General features: G+C 52.8%; 20 protein-coding genes. 15 read left to right on the top strand and 5 right to left on the bottom strand.

The features are described from left to right. Positions 1–25 precede the first annotated feature (25 nt). The 6 genes from lepB (at position 26) to acpS (ending at position 4,761) form a co-directional block, all read left to right on the top strand. Positions 26–1,003 carry a signal peptidase I gene (lepB, locus tag ETV65_RS11035; protein WP_129952899.1) on the top strand — a complete coding sequence of 326 codons (978 nt, stop codon included), beginning with the start codon at positions 26–28 and terminating at the stop codon, positions 1,001–1,003. Positions 1,004–1,214: 211 nt separating this feature from the next. Continuing rightward, positions 1,215–1,895 carry a ribonuclease III gene (gene rnc, locus ETV65_RS11030; RefSeq protein WP_015698392.1) on the top strand — a complete coding sequence of 227 codons (681 nt, stop codon included), beginning with the start codon at positions 1,215–1,217 and terminating at the stop codon, positions 1,893–1,895. Then, on the top strand, positions 1,892–2,797 hold the full coding sequence (gene era, locus ETV65_RS11025) for a GTPase Era (RefSeq protein WP_129952898.1): 906 nt from the start codon (positions 1,892–1,894) through the stop codon (positions 2,795–2,797). The genes rnc and era overlap by 4 nt, the downstream gene beginning before the upstream one ends. An 11-nt stretch (positions 2,798–2,808) precedes the next feature. Beyond that, the gene (gene recO, locus ETV65_RS11020; RefSeq protein WP_129952897.1) at positions 2,809–3,546 is read left to right on the top strand and encodes a DNA repair protein RecO; all 738 of its coding nucleotides are present in this window, start codon (positions 2,809–2,811) and stop codon (positions 3,544–3,546) included. A 103-nt stretch (positions 3,547–3,649) separates the two neighbouring features. Continuing rightward, complete coding sequence (gene pdxJ / locus ETV65_RS11015; RefSeq protein ID WP_015698389.1) at positions 3,650–4,381, top strand: pyridoxine 5'-phosphate synthase; 732 nt, start codon at positions 3,650–3,652, stop codon at positions 4,379–4,381. Beyond that, positions 4,381–4,761 (top strand): holo-ACP synthase, encoded by a 381-nt coding sequence (gene acpS, locus ETV65_RS11010; protein WP_129952896.1) that lies wholly within the window; start codon positions 4,381–4,383, stop codon positions 4,759–4,761. The genes pdxJ and acpS overlap by 1 nt, the downstream gene beginning before the upstream one ends. Positions 4,762–4,909: 148 nt before the next feature. Here the strand turns inward: acpS and ETV65_RS11005 are convergent, their stop codons facing one another. Together ETV65_RS11005 and ETV65_RS11000 are read right to left on the bottom strand one after the other, a co-directional pair. After that, entirely contained in the window at positions 4,910–5,164 is a 255-nt protein-coding gene (locus ETV65_RS11005) for a YfhL family 4Fe-4S dicluster ferredoxin (RefSeq protein ID WP_129952895.1), read from the bottom strand. Between the two features lie 113 nt (positions 5,165–5,277). Then, positions 5,278–6,126 carry a MurR/RpiR family transcriptional regulator gene (locus tag ETV65_RS11000; RefSeq protein WP_129952894.1) on the bottom strand — a complete coding sequence of 283 codons (849 nt, stop codon included), beginning with the start codon at positions 6,124–6,126 and terminating at the stop codon, positions 5,278–5,280. A 142-nt stretch (positions 6,127–6,268) separates the two neighbouring features. On the opposite strand from ETV65_RS11000, the gene murQ reads away from it, so the two are divergent. The 4 genes from murQ (at position 6,269) to tadA (ending at position 9,815) form a co-directional block, all read left to right on the top strand. Further along, a complete protein-coding gene (murQ, locus tag ETV65_RS10995) occupies positions 6,269–7,174 on the top strand; it encodes an N-acetylmuramic acid 6-phosphate etherase (RefSeq protein WP_129952893.1) in 906 nt (301 codons plus the stop codon). A gap of 28 nt (positions 7,175–7,202) precedes the next feature. Then, positions 7,203–8,573, top strand: a complete 1,371-nt coding sequence (locus ETV65_RS10990; RefSeq protein WP_129953315.1) for a PTS transporter subunit EIIC — start codon at positions 7,203–7,205, stop codon at positions 8,571–8,573. A gap of 4 nt (positions 8,574–8,577) precedes the next feature. Next, positions 8,578–9,216, top strand: a complete 639-nt coding sequence (gene yfhb, locus ETV65_RS10985) for a phosphatidylglycerophosphatase C (protein WP_129952892.1) — start codon at positions 8,578–8,580, stop codon at positions 9,214–9,216. Between the two features lie 71 nt (positions 9,217–9,287). Next, on the top strand, positions 9,288–9,815 hold the full coding sequence (tadA, locus tag ETV65_RS10980) for a tRNA adenosine(34) deaminase TadA (protein WP_274387381.1): 528 nt from the start codon (positions 9,288–9,290) through the stop codon (positions 9,813–9,815). Between the two features lie 18 nt (positions 9,816–9,833). Here tadA and mltF read toward each other — a convergent pair whose 3' ends face one another. Next, positions 9,834–11,294, bottom strand: a complete 1,461-nt coding sequence (gene mltF, locus ETV65_RS10975; RefSeq protein WP_129952890.1) for a membrane-bound lytic murein transglycosylase MltF — start codon at positions 11,292–11,294, stop codon at positions 9,834–9,836. A gap of 278 nt (positions 11,295–11,572) precedes the next feature. Here mltF and purL point away from each other — a divergent pair, with 278 nt between their 5' ends. The 5 genes from purL to ETV65_RS10950 all read left to right on the top strand — a co-directional run bounded on the left by purL (position 11,573) and on the right by ETV65_RS10950 (position 19,730). Continuing rightward, entirely contained in the window at positions 11,573–15,463 is a 3,891-nt protein-coding gene (gene purL, locus ETV65_RS10970; protein ID WP_129952889.1) for a phosphoribosylformylglycinamidine synthase, read from the top strand. Positions 15,464–15,717: 254 nt separating this feature from the next. Then, a complete protein-coding gene (gene pagP / locus ETV65_RS10965) occupies positions 15,718–16,329 on the top strand; it encodes a lipid IV(A) palmitoyltransferase PagP (RefSeq protein WP_129952888.1) in 612 nt (203 codons plus the stop codon). A 172-nt stretch (positions 16,330–16,501) separates the two neighbouring features. After that, positions 16,502–17,803 carry a bifunctional glucose-1-phosphatase/inositol phosphatase gene (gene agp / locus ETV65_RS10960; protein ID WP_129952887.1) on the top strand — a complete coding sequence of 434 codons (1,302 nt, stop codon included), beginning with the start codon at positions 16,502–16,504 and terminating at the stop codon, positions 17,801–17,803. A 100-nt stretch (positions 17,804–17,903) separates the two neighbouring features. Next, positions 17,904–18,911, top strand: coding sequence for a fatty acid desaturase (locus ETV65_RS10955; RefSeq protein ID WP_129952886.1), 1,008 nt, complete (start codon positions 17,904–17,906; stop codon positions 18,909–18,911). 12 nt (positions 18,912–18,923) lie between these two features. Further along, positions 18,924–19,730, top strand: coding sequence for a PhnD/SsuA/transferrin family substrate-binding protein (locus ETV65_RS10950; RefSeq protein WP_129952885.1), 807 nt, complete (start codon positions 18,924–18,926; stop codon positions 19,728–19,730). Between the two features lie 46 nt (positions 19,731–19,776). Here the strand turns inward: ETV65_RS10950 and sseA are convergent, their stop codons facing one another. Then, the gene (gene sseA / locus ETV65_RS10945; RefSeq protein ID WP_129952884.1) at positions 19,777–20,622 is read right to left on the bottom strand and encodes a 3-mercaptopyruvate sulfurtransferase; all 846 of its coding nucleotides are present in this window, start codon (positions 20,620–20,622) and stop codon (positions 19,777–19,779) included. Positions 20,623–20,655: 33 nt separating this feature from the next. Next, positions 20,656–21,204 carry a GNAT family N-acetyltransferase gene (locus tag ETV65_RS10940; RefSeq protein ID WP_129952883.1) on the bottom strand — a complete coding sequence of 183 codons (549 nt, stop codon included), beginning with the start codon at positions 21,202–21,204 and terminating at the stop codon, positions 20,656–20,658. Positions 21,205–21,228: the final 24 nt, after the last annotated feature.

Raw genomic sequence — 21,228 nt, 5'->3', positions numbered from 1 at the left:
CTTAATTGAGTTGTAGGGAGTATGCATGGCTAACATGTTTGCCCTGATTCTGGCGATTGCAACGCTGGTGTCTGGGATTATCTGGTGCCTTGATCGTTTCAAGCTGGCACCTGCACGCCGGGCTAAAATTGCTAAAATTAAGGCTGAAACGGGTGGTGCTGTTGACGATTCAACGTTGAACAAAGTGGCGAAGCAACCGGGCTGGGTAGAAACCTGTGCCTCGGTATTCCCGGTATTGTTGGTTGTGTTTGTGGTGCGTTCATTTATTTATGAGCCTTTCCAGATCCCGTCCGGCTCCATGATGCCAACGCTGCTTATTGGCGATTTCATTGTGGTTGAAAAATATGCGTACGGCCTGAAAGATCCTATTACGCAGACTAAGCTGATCCCAACGGGTGAGCCGAAACGTGGCGATGTTGTGGTATTTAAATATCCGCAAAATCCGAGCGTGGACTATATTAAACGTCTGGTAGGCTTACCGGGTGACAAAGTGACATATGATCCGTTCAGCAAGCAGGTGACCGTTCAGCCTGCCTGTGAAACCGGCAAAAATTGCACCACCGCACTGGCGGTGACATATGACACCGGCGTTGCCAGTGATTTCGTACAGACTTTTGGTCAGTCTTCAGGTGGCGAAGCCAGCAGTGGTTTCTTTGAAACGCCACCGACCAGCAACGTGCCACAAGATGGCGTCCGTCTTGTGCAGCGCAATGAAACCCTGGGTAATGTGACGCATCGTATTCTGACCGTACCAGGCGCGCGTGACCAACTGGGTGCTTATTATCAGCAACCGGGTCAGCCACTGGGAACTTGGGTGGTGCCGGCCGGCCATTATTTCATGATGGGCGATAACCGTGATAACAGCGCTGACAGCCGTTACTGGGGTTTTGTTCCGGAACAGAACTTAGTGGGTAAAGCTTCCGCAATTTGGATGAGCTTTAAAAAACAGGAAGGTGAATGGCCTACCGGTGTTCGTTTAAGCCGAATCGGTGGAATTCATTAATTTAATGGTGCCTATTACCGCAGCATTATATTTCCACTCGTTGTAGAATATCCTTTCGGGCGATAAAAGTTGGCTCCCCTGATTTTACGTTTTAATTTAAAACGAACTGAGGGAGCCACTGCAAACGAAACAGCTTTGGATTGGCTTAGGGCGAAGCAGGCCTGTTCCGTATGCTGAAGTTTTTGACGCATTCTTAGTCTATTGGTAACTCATGAATCCCATCGTAATAAACAGGCTTCAGCGGAAGCTGGGCTACACTTTTCAACAGCAGGAGCTTTTATTGCAGGCACTGACTCACCGCAGCGCAAGCAGTAAACACAATGAGCGTTTAGAGTTCCTGGGTGACTCAATTCTTAGTTATGTCATTGCTAACGCGTTGTATCATCGTTTTCCTCGCGTAGACGAGGGCGATATGAGTCGTATGCGTGCTACGCTGGTACGTGGAAATACGCTCGCGGAAATGGCACGTGAATTCGATCTCGGCGAATGTTTACGCTTAGGACCGGGCGAATTGAAAAGTGGTGGTTTCCGCCGCGAGTCGATTCTTGCGGATACGGTGGAGGCACTCATTGGCGGCGTGTTCCTGGACAGTGATATCCAGACCGTCGAAAAGCTGATTCTCGATTGGTACCGTAGTCGTTTAGACGAAATCAGTCCCGGTGATAAGCAGAAAGACCCAAAAACCCGTTTACAGGAGTTTTTACAAGGTCGCCATCTGCCGTTGCCTTCTTATCTGGTTGTGCAGGTTCGCGGTGAAGCGCACGATCAGGAGTTTACCATCCACTGCCAGGTCAGTGGCTTGAGCCAGCCGGTTGTAGGAACCGGTTCAAGTCGCCGTAAAGCCGAGCAGGCGGCAGCGGAACAAGCGCTGATACAGCTGGAGCTTGAATGAGCGAAGAAAAGAATTACTGTGGTTTTGTTGCAATCGTAGGCCGTCCTAACGTCGGTAAATCTACCTTGCTGAATGAATTATTGGGGCAAAAAATCTCCATTACTTCCCGCAAACCGCAAACCACGCGTCACCGCATCATGGGTATCCATACCGAAGGGCCCTATCAGGCTATTTACGTGGACACCCCAGGGCTGCACATTGAAGAAAAACGTGCCATCAACCGTCTGATGAACCGCGCTGCAAGCAGCTCAATCGGTGATGTTGAACTGGTGATCTTCGTTGTTGAAGGCACTAACTGGACTGCCGATGACGAAATGGTGGTCAACAAACTGCGTGATTTGAAATCACCGGTTCTGCTGGCAATCAACAAGATTGATAACGTCACCGATAAATCTAAATTATTGCCACATTTGCAATTCCTGAGTGAGCAGATGAACTTCGTCGATATCGTGCCGATCTCCGCAGAGAAAGGTACCAACGTTGATACCATCGCAGCTCTGGTGCGAAAACGCCTGCCGGAAGCGATTCATCACTTCCCCGAGGATTACATTACTGACCGTTCCCAGCGCTTTATGGCTTCTGAAATCATCCGTGAAAAACTGATGCGCTTTCTGGGCGAAGAGTTGCCATATTCAGTGACCGTTGAAATCGAACGCTTTGTCAGCAATGAACGGGGCGGATACGACATTAATGGCCTGATTCTGGTAGAACGTGAAGGCCAGAAGAAAATGGTTATCGGTAATAAAGGCTCTAAAATCAAGACAATCGGGATCGAAGCGCGTCACGACATGGAGAACATGTTCGAAGCGAAAGTCCATCTTGAGTTGTGGGTTAAGGTCAAATCCGGCTGGGCAGACGACGAACGTGCGTTGCGCAGTCTGGGTTATGTAGACGATTTATAAGGTCCGCGCCTATGGAAGGCTGGCAACGCGCATTTGTTTTGCATGGGCGACCTTACAGTGAAACCAGCTTAATGCTGGATTTGTTCACTGAGGGGCAAGGGCGGGTACGCATACTGGCTAAAGGTGCGCGTGGCCGCCGGTCCAATTTAAAAGGCTGCCTGCAGCCTTTTACTCCTTTACTGGTTCGCTGGAGCGGGCGGGGAGAAGTGAAAACCCTGCGTAATGCTGAACCTGTCTCCCTTGCTCTTCCTCTTTCCGGGCTGATGCTTTACAGCGGCTTGTACGTCAATGAGCTCGTTTCACGGGTGCTTGAGCAGGAAGCTAATTACTCATCATTGTTCTTCGATTATCTCAACTGTTTGCAAAATCTCGCGAGTGCCAGCGCGTCTCCTGAATATGCATTACGTCAGTTCGAACTTTCCCTATTGCACCATCTGGGTTACGGCGTGGATTTTTTGCATTGCGCAGGCAGCGGTGAAGAAGTCAGTGACACCATGACGTACCGTTACCGTGAAGAAAAAGGCTTTATTGCCAGTCTGGTGATTGATCATTCCAGCTTTACCGGCCGGGATTTGAAAGCACTGGCCAGCCGTGAATTCGCGGATGTCTCAACGCTGCGGGCTGCAAAGCGTTTCACCCGCATGGCGCTCAAACCTTACCTTGGCGGTAAGCCCCTGAAAAGCCGCGAGCTGTTCCGCCAGTTTCAGGTTAAAAAACCTGTATCACCTTCTGATAATTCTTCCCGCTAATTCGGAATCCGGGCTACACGCCGCCACTCTCAAAGGTGTAAACTGCAGGAATTAGCGTTTTGTTCCATTCATCAATCAATTCATTCTTAAACCTGGAGCTGTTATGGCTGAGTTGCTGTTGGGCGTTAACATTGATCATATCGCGACATTGCGTAATGCACGCGGTACGGCATACCCTGATCCGGTTCAGGCGGCATTTATCGCTGAACAGGCTGGTGCTGATGGGATCACCGTCCACCTGCGTGAAGATCGTCGTCATATCACCGACCGTGATGTACGTCTTCTGCGTCAGACTATCCAAACCCGCATGAATCTGGAAATGGCCGTCACCGACGAGATGGTCGGTATTGCCTGCGAAATTCTGCCGCATTTCTGCTGTCTGGTGCCGGAAAAACGCGAAGAAGTGACCACTGAGGGGGGGCTGGATGTCGCCGGTCAGCTGGATAAAATGACCGTTGCGGTCACGCGCCTAAGCGAAGCGGGCATTCTGGTTTCCCTGTTTATCGACCCGGATATGCGCCAGATTGATGCGGCCGTCGCTGTGGGGGCGCCTTACATCGAAATCCATACCGGTGCTTATGCGGAGGCGAAAACTGACCTTGAGCGTCAGGCCGAGCTGGAGCGTATTAAACAGGGCGCAGCTTATGCAGCCGGTAAGGGGCTGAAAGTGAACGCCGGCCACGGATTGACTTACCATAACGTGCAGCCGATCGCCGCACTGCCGGAAATGCATGAGCTCAATATCGGCCATGCGATTATCGGTCAGGCTGTTATTGACGGATTATCCGGTGCAGTACGCGAAATGAAAAACCTGATGCGGGAAGCGCGCCGGTAATGAGCATTTTAGGTTTAGGTACGGATATCGTTGAAATTTCCCGTATCGAAGCGGTAATTGAACGCAGTGGCGACCGTCTGGCGAAGCGTATTTTGTGCGCGAATGAATGGTCTGTGTATCAGCAGCACCAACAGCCGGTACGTTTCCTCGCGAAGCGGTTTGCTGTCAAGGAGGCCGCGGCTAAAGCGCTGGGAACCGGGATCCGCAACGGTCTGGCATTTGAGCAATTTGAAGTCGTCAATGATGTGCTGGGAAAACCGGGGCTGGTTTTTCATGCCCGCGCGGCGGAAATGGCTGCAGAAATGGGGGTGAAATCAGTCCATGTTACGCTGGCTGATGAAAGGCGTTATGCCTGTGCCACGGTAATTATCGAGAACTAACCCCTTCGTACTGCAAGCGGCAGATGCGTTGGCTGCTTTCAGTGACCCGAATCACTTACCTGAATAAGCTCATCGGGATCACTTCACTTGCCGCCTTCCTCCCGCTCGAATTATTTTGGGTGGTTTTGAAAATGCATCACGCCGTTAATTATACGGTGTGATGCAATACCACAAACTTATCCCAAAGCTGTTCGTTGGTTTCGGTGTGTTGCGGATTAATGATGATGGTATTGTCGATCGGGCAGACGCTTTGGCAGGTCGGTTTATCATAATGACCGACGCATTCCGTACAACGATCGCTGTCGATTTCGTAAATCTCACTGCCCATTGAAATCGCCTGATTCGGGCACTCCGGTTCGCACATATCGCAATTAATGCATTTGTGTGTGATCAACAGGGCCATGGCGTTTTCTCTTATATTCAATAAACAGATCAATAATCAGGGCGCGCAGTATAGCAGAATTGCGCTGGCGTAGGTTCTGCTCGCGTACCTTTCCATCCTTCAAATGATCCGGATCAAACCAGCTTTTTCACCAATTCTTCGCTGTGACGGATACGCTCCGGTGCATGCGCCGTATCTTGCTGAACCAGTGCGACGAACAATAAATCCGTCAGGGAATATTGCGCCGTACTGGCGGAGAGGGCTGCGCCGCGGGTTGCGGGTAAATCTGCGACCGTATACAAACAATGGTCTGCCTGCTGTTGCAGGGTATTAGGTGAAAAACCGGTGATGGCCAGGACTTTTGCCCCACTCTCGCGGGCGACCTTTGCCGCAAGATTGATTTCGCTCCGTTCACCGCTGAACGAAATCGCCAGCAATAAATCTTCTTTCGACAGCGCCTGTGCGGTGGCAACCAGAACATGCGTATCGGATTCGGCAATTGCCGTGACCCCGATTTTCAGCAGCTTATACGCTAAATCCTTTGCCACTAATCCGGATGCGCCAATGCCACTTAGCACAATTTTTCGGGCACCGGCGAGCATCGACAACGCAATTTGCAGCCGTGGCTCGCTGTTGATATCCAGGGTTGCACGAAGCGCCGATTGTTTCTCAGCCAGTAATTTCTCACCCACAACATGCAGGCTGTCGGTGCTTAAAATCTGATTATGTACAGTGACCGGCTCACTGTTTTCCGGCGATGCCAGTGTTTCACTCATTGCCAGTTTCAGCGCCGGGAAGCCTTTATATCCCAGTTTTTGGGCAAATTTCACCACGCCAGACTGGCTGACACCGGCCTTTTCAGCCAGTTTCTGCGAACTCATATGGCGCGCTTTTTCCGGATGCGCGAGGAGAAAATCAGCCAGTTTGCGGTCATTTTGCGCCAGCGTCGGATAAAGCTGACGGATACGGATCATACAACTCATGGTGGGTTATCCCGGTGTCTCTGAATACTTACATCACGTTTTACGGATTATGTTATCTAAAGTAGCAAATATTCCTCGTATTGATGAATAATATATTCAACTATTGTGTAATAATTTTGAATTAAAAATTCAGGAGAGAATCATGAATCGTCCACTCAATTTAGGCGCACTCGTTTCTGAAAGCCGCAATCCGGATACGATGAACTTAGATGAAATGTCTTCACTGGAATTGGCCACCTGCTTCAATCAGGAAGACCGCAAAGTGCCGGAAGCCATCAATAAAGTTCTGCCTTATATCGCACAGGCTATTGATAAAGCGGCGGCTTCTTTTAAATCCGGCGGACGCCTGATTTACCTTGGTGCCGGCACCAGCGGACGTCTTGGCGTTCTGGATGCTTCGGAATGTCCGCCAACGTTTGGCGTGCCGCACGGCATGGTTGTCGGGCTGATTGCCGGCGGGCCGGGTGCGCTGCTCAAAGCGGTAGAAGGTGCGGAAGACAGTGAATCGCTGGGCGTTGAAGACTTAAAAAACATCAATCTGAACGCGGATGACACCGTCGTCGGATTAGCCGCAAGCGGACGCACCCCTTATGTCATCGGTGCTTTGCGCTATGCCTTCGAAACGGGCTGCGCCACAGTGGCGATTTCCTGTAACCCGGATTCGCCAATTGCCCGCGAGGCGGCTATCGCGATTTCTCCGGTTGTCGGGCCGGAAGCGCTGACCGGTTCAACCCGTCTGAAATCCGGCACGGCGCAGAAGCTGGTGCTGAATATGATTTCAACCGGGGCGATGGTCAAAAGTGGCAAGGTTTATCAGAACCTGATGGTAGATGTGAAGGCGACCAATGTGAAGCTGGTCGATCGTGCCTGCCGGATCGTTGTTGAGGCCACAGGGGCCTCCCGTGCTGATGCTGAACAGGCACTCTCTCAAACCGATTTTGAAGTCAAACCGGCCATTCTGATGGTGCTGGCAGGCATTGACGCGGAGCAGGCCAAAATACGACTGACTAAACACCATGGATTCCTGCGCGCGGCACTGACTGATTAAACTCAAGGAGTTAAGCATGGCGATGGCAATGGATAAAACTCATCTGCTGGCTGCGAAGATTTTGCAGGGCGTCGGCGGTGAAGGGAATATCAGCAAGCTGGAAAACTGCATGACCCGCGTCCGCGTGGAAGTGTATGACGATAACCGGCTGGATCTGGTCAGCCTGAAAACACTGGAAGGTATCAAAGGATATCTTAAACAAGGTGACCAGCATCAGTTTATTGTTGGCCCGGGTGCGGCGGCAAAAGTGGTGGATGAGATGCGTCTGTTGCTGAGTCCGACAGGGACGGCAAATTCGTCGGGAGAAAATGACATTGCCCGGAATAAAGCCAGCGCCAAAGCGAAGTACTCTGCACCGATGAGCGGGGCGCTGCGCAAACTGGCTGATGTCTTTATCCCGCTGATCCCGGCATTTATTGCCTCAGGGCTGATTATGGGCATTATTAACCTGCTCAAACGGCCGGATATCGCCGGTTCCATTGCCCTTGATTATCCTAACGTGCTTGGCTTGCTGGCGATTTTTGGTGGTGCTGTGTTTGCCATCATGAATATTTTAGTCGGCGTGAACGCGGCGCGCGTTTTCGGCGGTTCTCAGGCCATGGGCGGTGTGATGGCGGGGATCCTCTCCAGCCCTGCACTGGCGCAAATTACCCTGTTTGGTGAAACTTTACAGCCGGGGCGCGGCGGTGTGATCGCTGTATTACTGGTCGTCGCGCTGATGTGCTGGCTGGAGAAGAGGCTGCGTCAGTGGTTGCCGGAATCTGTCGAACTGATCCTTAATCCGCTGATGACGACCCTTATCACTGCGACACTGGCGATTGTTATCCTTCAGCCTGTCGGTGGTTATATCTCTGACGGCATCGCGCAGGGTGTCAATATTGCCATCGATAAAGGTGGATTACTGGTGGGCGCGATACTGGCGGGGACATTTTTGCCGCTGGTATTATCCGGGCTGCATCAGGGGCTGGTGCCGATCCACGTTGAGCTGATCCAGGCACATGGTTCTAATCCACTGCTGCCGATTTTAGCCATGGCGGGCGTGGGGCAGGTGGGCGCGGCAATTGCGGTGTATATTAAAACCCGAAACACACGGCTGAAAAAAGTGATTAAAGGCGCGCTGCCGGTGGGTATTCTCGGTATCGGTGAACCATTAATATTCGGTGTTACCTTGCCGCTCGGTCGTCCTTTTATTGGTGCGTGTCTGGGCGGAGCCGTCGGGGGTGCGCTAATCTGTTACTGGAAAGTCGCGACGGTCATCACGTTTGGTATTTCCGGACTGCCGCTGGCACTGACCATTATTTCCGGCAAAGTGATGTTGTATCTGACGGGTTTAGTCATTACGGTATTGGCTGGTTTTATTTTTACCTGGTTGATGGGGTTCAACGATCCCGAGGAGTAACGGATTGAGTACGAAGCCTGATCGGCGGGTAGTCTTTTTTGATCTTGATGGCACGCTGCACCAGCAGGATATGTTCGGCAGCTTTCTGCGATTTTTGCTCAGACGGATGCCGCAGAATCTGATTTTAGTCGTGCCGGTTCTGCCGCTGATAGGAATCGGACTGTTTATCCATGGGCGCGCCGCGCGCTGGCCGATGAGCCTGTTACTGTGGGCTATTACTTTTGGTCACAGTGAAGCGCGGCTAAAAGCGCTGGAGCTGCAATTTGTGACTGCCTTTCGCGAGAAAGTGGTGGAGTTTCCGGTGGTGCAGCGCAGGCTGCGTGAATATCTCGACAGCGATGATACTGAAGTCTGGTTGATCACCGGATCACCGGAGAATCTGGTAAAGCAGGTCTATAATACGTCCCTGTTTTTGCCACAGGTCCGTCTGGTCGGCAGCCGGATCGCCCGGGGTAAAGGCGGTTGGGTGTTACCCTTGCGTTGTCTGGGTGAGGAGAAAGTGGTGCAGCTCGAAAGCCGCATTGGTTCTCCGCTTAAACTTTACAGCGGATACAGCGACAGTAAGCAGGACAACCCGTTATTGTTCTTTTGTGAACACCGTTTTCGCGTCAGTAAACAGGGTGAGTTACAGCAACTCGAATAACGGCCAGCACAAAATTCAGCTAAAATGTCTGCCGGTAAAAAATAATTGAGGTTGAAGTGGCAGACGCAGAATTGGCAGTAATAAATGATGATGAACACTGGATGCGGTATGCCATGACGCTGGCGCTGAAAGCGCAGGACGAAGGCGAAGTGCCGGTGGGGGCAGTGCTGATTTTAGACAATCAGGTGATTGGCGAAGGCTGGAACCGGTCTATCGGTCATCATGATCCGACAGCGCATGCGGAAATCATGGCATTACGTCAGGGCGGTGACACCATACGCAATTATCGCCTGCTTGACGCCACACTTTACGTCACGCTGGAACCTTGTGTTATGTGCGCCGGGGCGATGATCCACAGCCGGATCCGCCGCGTGGTGTATGGTGCCGCTGACGCCAAAACCGGTGCTGCGGGATCGTTGCTCGATATACTGCGCCATCCGGGCATGAATCATCAGATAGACATTACTGCGGGTGTACTGGCAGAAGCCTGTTCGGAACAACTGAGTCGTTTTTTCCGTTTTCGCCGCAGTCAGAAAAAAGCGCTGCGACTGGCAGAGCGTGCTGCTCAGGCGGGTAATGCGTCGGATGAACAGGCCTGATAAACAGGCCTGCCAGCCTTACGGTGCCAGGGCTTCCTGCGCATTGACCACCGGATACCCCTGACCTAACTGAGCCTGTAAGGCGGCTTTCTGTGCCTGCTGTTTTTCCTTTTCCATCAGGTATCCCACCAGACTCAGCTGATAACGACGGATATTCTCCACATAGTTATACGCCTGCGTACCACGCGCATATCCGTAAGTCGTCCGGCTGAAGAAGCGTTTCTGATTCAGCATCGGCAAGCGTTGCTTCACATCAGCCCAGCTGTCAGGATTGCCTTTTTGCTGCGCCGTCAGCTTACGGGCATCCAGCATATGACCATAACCCATGTTATAAGCGGCAAGGGCAAACCAGATCCGTTCATCCTGCGGAATTGATTCCGGCATTTTATCCATCAGATGCGACAGATACTGGGCACCGCCGCGAATGCTCTGTTCGGCGTCAGTACGGTCGTCGACATTCAGCCCGCCCGCGGTTGCACGGGTCAGCATCATCACACCCCGTACGCCGGTCGGGGATTTCGCCTGCGGATCCCAATGTGACTCCTGATAGGCGATGGCAGCCAGTAAACGCCAGTCAATATTCCCGGCATATTTTTCAAACAGCGGCTGTAAATCCGGCAGCGTACTGTCGATGGCGTTAAGGAAAGTCCGGGTATCGACGTAATCAAAATCGCCCACATGCCCGAGATATTTCTCCTCCAGCTTTTCCAGTGTACCGTCTTCAGAAATCTGGCTGAAAAAGTCCAGCATGGCGGCCGAGAGGCTGTCGTCATCAGGTTGCTTGCGGTAGTACCAGGTCACGGGTTCGTCATCAGTGGCATCAAAAGCCACCGCCAGACGCGGATAGACGCGCTGCATCAGCGCGATAGTCACCGAATCGCCCAGCGTATAATCGAGTTTGCCGTTCTCGACTTGCTGCAACAAATCGCGTGGCGACATCTTATCGGTCGTGGTCCACGTGAGGTCGGGATACTTTTTACTGGCGTCTTCGAGTGTGGCGATATGTGCGCTGCCGGCAGACACCACCAGCGAGCCTTTGATGTCCGCAAAGCTTTTCGGACGCACGGCACCCTGCCGGTAAACCAGCTGCTGGGAAACGGAATAGTACTCCGGACCGGCGCGGTAGTTTTTCAGCCGCGCATTGTTATATACCAGCCCGGAAGCCAGCAGGTCAGTATGATCATGGTCCAGATCGTCAAACATGCTCTCGATGGTGGTGTGCTGTGTCACGACCAGCCGCACGCCCAGATAATCTGCAAAGCGTTTAGCCAGTTCGTAATCGAAGCCGAGATTACCTTCCGGAGATTCCATAAAAGTCAGTGGAGAATTGAGCGTGCTTACGCGCAATTCTCCACGGGATTTTATGTGATCCAGCTGGTCGCCTTCACCTCTGTGCCACGGGACTGCGGGCCATAAAGCCAGCGCCAGTAACAGGGCGGCGATCCCCATCAGGACATAATTAATTTTTAGTCGCGTCAAATAGTTATCTCGCTGCGGCGCTCTTGTTTTTTTACGCTATGCTGTGCAGTTAGTATGGTTATATCCCCAGTGCTGACGCATTTTGCTCAACAAAACGGCAGTCTGCAACTTTATTCATGATACCCGCAAGATATGTGGGCCTATAAATGAATATCAAGTTTCCCTGCGCAAACGGTTTCGTCGGACGCCAGCTTTCTTTATAATAGCCCGCGTTTTCCCCCTGTTGCGCCCAATGAAGCACTGTGGTCAGTGTCTTCGAAGACGAGAGATCTGTCATTATGGAAATACTGCGTGGTTCGCCCGCTTTGTCGGCTTTTCGCATTAATAAATTGTTGTCCCGTTGTCAGGAAGTCCGCCTTCCGGTCAGCGATATTTACGCCGAATATGTACACTTTGCCGATGTCAGCGCGCCGCTGAATTCGGACGAACAAACCAAGTTACAACGCCTTCTGAAATACGGTCCTTCTCTCGCTGAACATGCTCCTTCTGGTCGTTTACTGTTAGTGACCCCGCGCCCCGGCACCATTTCTCCGTGGTCTTCCAAAGCTACCGATATCGCACACAATTGCGGCCTGTCACAGGTTCTGCGTCTGGAGCGCGGTCTGGCATTTTATGTTCAGGCACCGCAACTGACCGAAGCTCAGTGGAGCGAACTGGGTGCCTTGCTGCATGACCGCATGATGGAAACCGTCTTTGGCCAGCTGGAAGACGCCAGCGCGCTGTTTGCACAGCATCAGCCTGCCCCTGTGCAACATGTGGATATCCTCGGTGAGGGCCGTGGCGCACTGGAAGCCGCCAATACCAAATTAGGTCTGGCGCTGGCGCAGGACGAAATTGATTATCTGATGGCTGCCTTTACGTCGTTGGGGCGCAACCCGACGGATATCGAACTTTATATGTTCGCACAGGCAAACTCAGAACACTGTCGTCACAAAATCTTCAACGCAGACTGGATTATCGACGGTAAAACGCAGCCGAAATCCCTGTTTAAGATGATTAAGAACACCTTCGAACACACCCCTGATCACGTGCTGTCCGCGTATAAAGATAACGCCGCCGTGATGGAAGGTTCACAGGTCGGCCGTTTCTACGCTGATGCAAAAGACGGTCTGTACGATTTTCATCAGGAACAGGCGCATATCCTGATGAAGGTCGAAACCCATAACCACCCGACGGCGATCTCTCCGTGGCCGGGTGCGGCCACCGGTTCCGGCGGCGAAATCCGTGATGAAGGCGCAACCGGCCGTGGTGCGAAACCTAAAGCCGGTCTGGTCGGTTTCTCCGTTTCCAACCTGCGTATTCCGGGTTTTGAACAACCATGGGAAGAAGACTTTGGTAAGCCGGATCGTATCGTTACCGCGCTGGATATTATGACCGACGGTCCGCTGGGCGGGGCCGCATTTAACAACGAATTTGGTCGTCCGGCATTACTGGGCTACTTCCGTACTTATGAAGAAAACGTCAACAGCCACAACGGCCCGGAGCTGCGCGGTTATCATAAACCGATCATGCTGGCGGGCGGTATCGGTAACATCCGTGCTGATCACGTACAAAAAGGTGAAATCACCGTTGGCGCGAAACTGATCGTTCTTGGTGGTCCGGCGATGAATATCGGTCTGGGCGGCGGTGCGGCATCTTCTATGGCTTCCGGTCAGTCTGATGCCGATCTGGATTTTGCTTCCGTACAGCGCGACAACCCGGAAATGGAACGCCGTTGTCAGGAAGTGATCGACCGCTGCTGGCAACTGGGCGAAGCCAACCCGATTTTATTTATCCATGACGTCGGTGCGGGCGGTTTATCGAATGCCATGCCGGAGCTGGTCAGTGATGGTAACCGTGGCGGCCGTTTCCGGCTGCGCGATATCCTCAACGACGAACCGGGTATGAGCCCGCTGGAAGTCTGGTGTAACGAATCGCAGGAACGTTATGTGCTGGCGGTTTCTCCGGCGCAGCTGGAACAGTTCGATGCGATCTGCCAGCGCGAACGCGCTCCTTATGCGGTCATCGGCGAAGCCACTGAAGAAATGCATCTTTCTCTGGAAGACAGCCATTTCGACAACCAGCCAATAGATATGCCGCTGGATGTGCTGCTGGGCAAAACGCCAAAAATGACCCGCGACGTCACCACGCTGAAAGCCAAAGGCGATGACCTGAATGCGGAAAATATTCAGATTGCTGAAGCGGTAAACCGTGTTCTGCATCTGCCGGCCGTGGCCGAGAAAACCTTCCTGATCACCATCGGTGACCGCACTGTCACCGGTATGGTCGCACGTGACCAGATGGTCGGCCCGTGGCAGATCCCGGTAGCCGACTGCGCAGTCACCACCGCCAGCCTCGACAGCTACCACGGCGAAGCGATGTCACTGGGCGAACGTGCGCCGGTTGCCTTGCTGGATTTCGCCGCTTCCGGTCGCATGGCCGTTGGCGAAGCACTGACGAATATCGCGGCGGTAGAAATCGGCAGCCTGAAACGCGTTAAGCTTTCTGCTAACTGGATGTCTGCGGCCGGTCATCCTGGGGAAGATGCCGGTTTATACGCCGCCGTGAAAGCGGTAGGCGAAGAACTTTGTCCGGCGCTGGGCATTACCATCCCGGTGGGCAAAGACTCCATGTCGATGAAAACCCGCTGGCAGGAAGGTAACGAACAACGCGAGATGACTTCGCCGTTGTCACTGGTGATCACCGCGTTTGCCCGTGTCGAAGACGTTCGTCATACCGTGACGCCACAACTGCGCACCGATAAAGGTGACACCGCGTTGCTGCTGGTGGATCTGGGGGCCGGTCATAACGCACTGGGTGCCACGGCGCTGGCACAGGTTTACCGTCAGCTCGGCAATACGCCGGCGGATGTGCGCAGCGCAGAGCAACTGGGCGGCTTCTTCAATGCCATGCAGGCGCTGGTGTCTGAGCAGAAATTACTGGCATATCATGACCGTTCCGACGGTGGTCTGCTGGTGACGCTGGCTGAAATGGCCTTCGCAGGGCATTGCGGCCTGACCGCAGATATCGCGGCGCTGGGCACTGATGCGCTGGCGGCATTGTTCAACGAAGAACTGGGCGCGGTGATCCAGATCCGTGCATCAGACCGTGAAGCAGTTGAGAAAACGCTGGCTGATTTTGGTCTGGCGGATTGCACGCATTACCTCGGCAGCGTCGAAACCGGTGACCGCTTCATCATTTCTTCTGGTGACAAGCCGGTGTACAGCGAAAGCCGCACCACGCTGCGTACCTGGTGGGCTGAAACGACCTGGCAGATGCAACGTCTGCGCGACAACCCTGAATGTGCCGATCAGGAACATCAGGCGAAAACCAATGATCTGGATCCGGGGCTGAACGTCAAACTGACCTTTGCCCCTGACGAAGACGTGGCCGCACCTTACATCGCGAAGGGCGCGCGTCCGAAAGTTGCCGTGCTGCGTGAGCAGGGCGTGAACTCCCACGTGGAAATGGCGGCTGCCTTCCACCGTGCCGGTTTTGATGCGGTTGATGTCCACATGAGTGATTTGCTGGCCGGTCGCCGGGATTTGCAGGATTTCCATACGCTGGTGGCGTGCGGCGGATTCTCTTACGGTGATGTGCTGGGCGCGGGTGAAGGCTGGGCGAAATCAGTTCTGTTCAATGACCGCGTGCGTGAAGAGTTCGAAGAATTCTTCCACCGTCCGCAAACGCTGGCGCTGGGTGTGTGTAACGGCTGTCAGATGATGTCTAACCTGAAAGAACTGATCCCCGGTGCGGAACATTGGCCACGCTTCGTGCGTAACCTGTCTGACCGTTTCGAAGCACGTTTCAGTCTGGTGGAAGTGGCTGCCAGCCCGTCGATGTTCATGCAGGGTATGGCCGGTTCACGTATGCCAATCGCAGTTTCTCACGGGGAAGGGCATGTGGAAGTGCGTGACGCCGCGCATCTGGCGCAAATTGAGCACAGTAATCTGGTAGCGCTGCGTTTCGTGGATAACAACGGTCAGGCGACCGAAAGCTATCCGGCGAACCCGAACGGCTCTCCGAACGGCATCACGGCGGTGACCAACCTGTCAGGCCGCGTTACCGTGATGATGCCGCATCCGGAGCGCGTTTTCCGCACTGTCAGCAACTCATGGCATCCGGAAGAATGGGGCGAAGACAGCCCGTGGATGCGCATGTTCCGCAATGCCCGTAAACAGCTTGGCTAACGCTTAACGGGCTTCAGTAATAAAAATCCGCAGTGCGAAAGCCTGCGGATTTTTTTATGAAACTTACTTAATCCTTACGTTCTGTTTACTTATGGTATTATCTTCAGGGTAGGAATTCTCTTATAATATAATCGGCAACCACTTAAATTTCAGGTAATTAAAAAATAATAAGGGTATTGTTTTTAACTCGTTTAATTATTTTCCAGACGTGATTAGGTATAATAATTCATTACGTCAGGGAGTTATTTGAAAAGATGTTTTATAAAAAAATTACCAGGGATTTAAGTTTCACCGTTGTTCTCGCCTGTTGTGTGCCCGCTTTTGCCGCCAATAATAGTGCCTATCCCACGGATGATCCAAAGCCATCACAGAAAGAGTCTATCTTTCCCGGAATATGGTCAGATTTTAAAGACAAGGTTTCGACGACGTGGAATGATTCTGATTCGCAGGATCTGTATTTACCGGTTATTACCTGGCATAACCGCCTGACCTACGATAAAGAGAAAACCGATAAATATAACGAACGTCCGTGGGGCGGAGGTTATGGTATTTCCCGGTACGATGAAAAGGGTAACTGGAATGGCATTTATTTAATGGCGTTTAAAGACTCCCATAATAAATGGGAACCCATCGGGGGTTACGGTTGGGAAAAAATATGGACACCTGCAGAAGATAAGAACTTCCGCTTAGGGCTGGGGTATACCGCAGCGGTCACAGCTCGTGACGACTATAAATATATCCCGATTCCGATCGTTTTACCGCTGGCTTCCATCGGTTATAACAAACTCACCTTCCAGGCGACATATATTCCGGGAACTTACAATAACGGCAATGTGTTCTTTGCGTGGCTGCGTTATCAGTTCTGATCCGCTTTCTTTGTGACTGAACAAAGCCCGGATGCAGGTTGTGAACCTGATCCCCCACTTTTGATGAATATTCCACTATGCTGAAAATTCACCGCAGGAATCAATCTGTTGGCTTCTGCGGCGTTTTTTGTTTTCAGGGAATCTACAAAACACTTCATCAAGAGGATCACTCGTGAAAAAAGCATCCCGTTATTTTGCGTTGTCTGCACTTGCCTGCGTTTTACCTCTCACTTTGCCTGTCGCTCAGGCTGCCCAGTCCGATAATTTAGAACTGCAACAGGTGCTGGTGCTCAGCCGCCACGGTATCCGTGCGCCGCTGGTCAATTATGGTGATGTGCTTGCCGAATCGACAACGCACACCTGGCCGGTGTGGAAAACCGAAGGCGGTTTGCTGACACCAAAAGGTGGTCAGGTTTCCGAACATATGGGGCATTATTTCCGCGCCTGGCTGGCGCAGGACAAACTGTTGCCTGCCGCCGGATGCCCTGAAAATACGCAAGTCTTTACCTACGCTAACAGTTTGCCGCGCACCATTGATACCGCGAAACACTTTACCGGTGGGGCTTTCCCCGGCTGCGATGTCCCGGTGCTGAATCGCGTAGAGATCGGCAAAATGGATCCCGTTTTTAACCCGATCATTACCGCAGAAGTGAATGATACTTTCAAAACCAGCGCCCTGAACTCGATTAATCAGCACGCAGGCGAGGGCGGACTGGCAGGGCTGAATCAGCGTCTCAAGCCGAACTATCAGTTGCTGGAAAGCATCCTCGATTATAAAAACAGTAAAATCTGCAAAGAGAAAAAACAGTGCGATCTGGCTTCGCAGCCGTCAGACGTGGTGCTGACCCAGGGCAAGGAACCGGGCATTACCGGCCCGCTACGAATGGCGACCGGGGCAACCGATGCCTTCATGTTGCAGTATTACGAAGGTTTCCCGATGAAGGATATTGCCTGGGGGAAAGTTGATACACCAGACCAATGGACGAAGCTGGAAACTATCAAAAATTTGTATCACGAAACACTGTTTGGATCGCCAGCGATTGCGGCCAACGCAGCTAAACCGTTGCTGACCTTTATCGCCGGTGTGCTTGATCCGAAGCTGGCGTCAACCGCTGATCAGAAGGCCGCCCAACAGGCAAAACTGGCGGTGCTGGTCGGGCATGATTCGAATATCGCTTCCCTGCTGGCTGCACTGAAAACGCAGGATTACCAGTTACCGGGGCAGTATGAACGCACGCCTATCAGCGGCACGGTGGTCTTCCAGCGCTGGCACGACAAAAAAGCGGATAAGGATTTGATGAAAATTGAATATGTTTATCCGACTGCCCGCCAGATCCGCAATAATGTGGCGCTGAGCCTCAAAAATCCTCCGGAACGTGTGACGTTGCACATCGAAGGATGTACCACCGACAAGCAGGGTTTCTGTCCGATGGAACAGTTTACCCAGGCATTGCAAAAAGATATGCAGGGCTGAGTTTGTTAGCCGCTAACTGGCAATAGATAGTGATTTAAGTTAGTTAGCGGCATCAATCCATTGTCCGATAATGTGTCAGGCTTTCTGACTCTGGCACATTATGACGTCTTCTTCGTTTTACCTCAGCGCCCGTCAGCGGGCCGAAATTACTCTCCGCTCACGCCATTACTGGTGGAGGCTGGAAATCCCCACCTGGTTACTGATTGTCTCAGTCTACAGCGGCTGGTTCGCTAGCGTTTTTTTCTGGCATGGTCTCGGTCCATGGCTCGGAACACCGCTGCTTATCTGGTTCACTACCTGGTATATGTCACTGCAACATGAACTCATCCACGGTCACCCTACCCGTAAACCCTGGCTGAATCAGTTATTTGGCATGCTGCCGCTGGCGGTCTGGTATCCCTATGGCCTGTATCGGGATACGCATCTGCAACATCACCGCAATGAACATCTGACGCTGCCCGGCGACGATCCTGAAGCTTATTATTTCAGCCGTACAACCTGGGAAAATCTGTCACCCGCGATGAAAACTGTTGTCCGTTTGCGCAATACCTTGCCGGGAAGAATGTTCATTGGCCCGCTGTCAGATATTGTGAGTGCGCTGACCGGCGCGCTGATGGCCGTATTGCGTGGCGAGTGGCGTACGGTGAGTATGTGGCTGATGCATGGCGTATTGCTGGTAGCCCTGTTCAGCGTGATGGCGCAACGCGGGTTATCGCCGCTGTATTTTATTCTGGCAGTAAGTTATCCCGCCCTGAGCCTGACCAAAGTCCGATCTTTCTTTGAACATCGCGCAGAGCATTTGCCGCAGGCCCGATCGACGCTCAATGAAGCCGGTTTTGTGTGGCGTCTGCTGTTTCTGAATCTGAATTATCATCTGGTACATCACGATTTACCCGGCGTGCCGTGGTATGCGCTGCGACAGGTCTACGTCGCTGACCGTGAGGCGTATATTCAGCGCAGCGAGGGTTTCGTCGTGCATGGTTACCGCCAGTGGTTCCGCGATCACACGCAGATACCTGTAGATGTTGAAGCTCATCCTTTTGCCGCCGGGAAATCTCCGGCGCAGCCTGTGCTCAGCGACTATGATTATCAGCAGGATACCCCCTGACGGAGTGGCCAGATGATGCTGATGTCTTTGCCGATGTATGCGATTTCTCCCGCTGATGTGGAAGCGTTCGCCGACGTGCTACGCCAAAAACTCCGGCAACTCGGCCTCGCTTCAACACCGGATGCGCTGAACTGGCCGCAGGATTTATTCAGCCACTGGCAGGCACCGGATTTGTTGCTCAGCCAGACCTGCGGTTTTCCGCTGATGGAAAGTTTGCCCCAGGTTCAGCTGGTGGGCACATTCAGTTACCATGCCCCCGGCTGCGACGGTTTCCGTTATCGCAGTTTTTTACTGGCGCGTGAGGAGGATGCCGGATTACATCTGGCTGATTTTCGCCACCGGCGGCTGGCGTTTAACAGTACCGATTCCCAGTCAGGTTATAACAGCCTGCGCGCACTGGTCGCGCCGCTGGCCAAAGACGGAAGGTTTTTCTCACAGGCCACCGCCACCGGAGGGCACCGCGAATCGCTTCATTACGTTCAGCAAAATCTTGCCGATCTTGCCGCGATTGACTGCGTAACGCTGGAACTCCTGCGGCGTACCGGGTCCCGTTCCCTCACCGGGCTGGAGGTGATCGGACAAACCGCCGCTGTGCCCGGTTTACCGATGATCACCTGTGCGCAAACTTCTTCGGAGGATCTGGCGATTTTACGGCAGGCGTTGCACGACATTGTGGATGAGCCGGTCAGTAAACCCTTACTTATTGAAAAATTCACCGAAGTTCCACGACAGGCCTACCAGGTGATCAGCCAGATGAAAGCGTTAGCTCTGGCGCTCGGCGTCAGTGAGCTGATGCCTGAGTTGTCAAAAACGGCATAAAAAAACCGGGCGCGGTGCCCGGTTGTCGTTTTCCTGCATCACAGGATCAGTGCGTTTCGATCGGGAAATCTTCGTTAATGTCCCCCCATTCAGCCCACGAACCGTCATATAACAGCACATCTTTAACGCCCAGCGAATCCAGTCCGAATGCCAGGGCGGCGGCTGTAACACCTGAACCGCAACTGGTGATGACCGGTTTATCCAGATTGACGCCCAGACGTTCAAACGTCGCCTTCAGATCTGATGGCGATTTCAGATGTCCGTCCTGCGTCAGTTCGGTAAACGGCACACTCAGGCTGCCGGGAATATGCCCGCCGTGCAGCCCTGGCCGCGGTTCCGGCGCCTCGGCTTTAAAGCGTGCCAGCGAACGGGCGTCGATAATCTGCACCTTGCCGATCGCGTCTTTCACCTGATCAGCACTGACCACCACCGGACGCACCAGCCTGGCATTAAACGTCGTGGGTACGCGGGTGTGCTCGCCGCTTTGTGTCGGCTTACCTTCGGCAATCCATGCATTCAGACCCCCATCCAGCACGCGTACGCTTTTGGCACCGAAACTGGTCAGCATCCACCACACACGCGGCGCGGAGAAGAGATCGCCTTCGTCATACAGTACGATGGTTTGCGTATCGGCCACGCCTAAACGGCTCATTGACGCAGCGAATTCTTCCGCTGTCGGCATCATGTGTGGCAGGCCGGTACTGCAATCAGAAATGCTGTCGACTTCCACATAAATCGCGTTGGGAATATGCGTTTCGAGATATTTTGCGTGGAAATCGATGGGCGGTGTAATGCCCGGTTTGGATTTACGACAATCGATAATGACCACGTCCGGTGAGTTCAGATTCTTCGCCAGCCAGTCGGTAGATACGGTATGGGTAGAAAAAGTCATGTTTTGTTGCCTTATCTTTTTGTGAGGTCAGCCTCAGAGATCGCCCGGGATCAGAGAATACATCCAGGCATCACATGGCTGACCATGATAATAAAGCCGGTTACGGTGCAGGCCTTCTGATATCGCGCCCGTTTTTTCCGCCACCCGGCGGCTGCGTTCGTTGCCCTCCATCACCACGATTTCCAGACGGGTCAGCTCCAGCTCAGTAAACGCAAAGCGTGCCGCCGATCTGGCTGCCAGCGTCGCCAGCCCGTGGCCGGTATAACCGGTACGGATCCAGTAACCGAGATTGGCGAATTTGTACTCGGGCGTGATGCGGTTGATGCCCACGCTGCCAATCAGATTACCGCCTGAACGCTCAAAGATACAAAAATTGAATTCTGTGCCGCGATGGCGTTTCTGCTCGCTGTCGGCCAGGTATTTCCGGCTGTCTTCAAGCGAATATTTATCGGTACACCAGGACTCCCATGCGCCGATATCCTTTACAGACGCTTTAACTGCAGCAAAATGCGTGACGGCCTCAAGTTCAGTCGCTACACGAATTTCGAATTCTTCATCCTGATAAATCTGGCGTGTCATCATGGGCGTTAACCTGTCATTGGGGAA

The organism is Rahnella sp. RFA10(1/100) (genome assembly GCF_004195115.1).
In the GTDB taxonomy this organism is placed as follows: domain Bacteria; phylum Pseudomonadota; class Gammaproteobacteria; order Enterobacterales; family Enterobacteriaceae; genus Rahnella; species Rahnella perminowiae.
The sequence above is the reverse complement of the archived record's forward strand: the minus strand, read 5'-3'. Positions and strand labels throughout refer to the sequence as shown.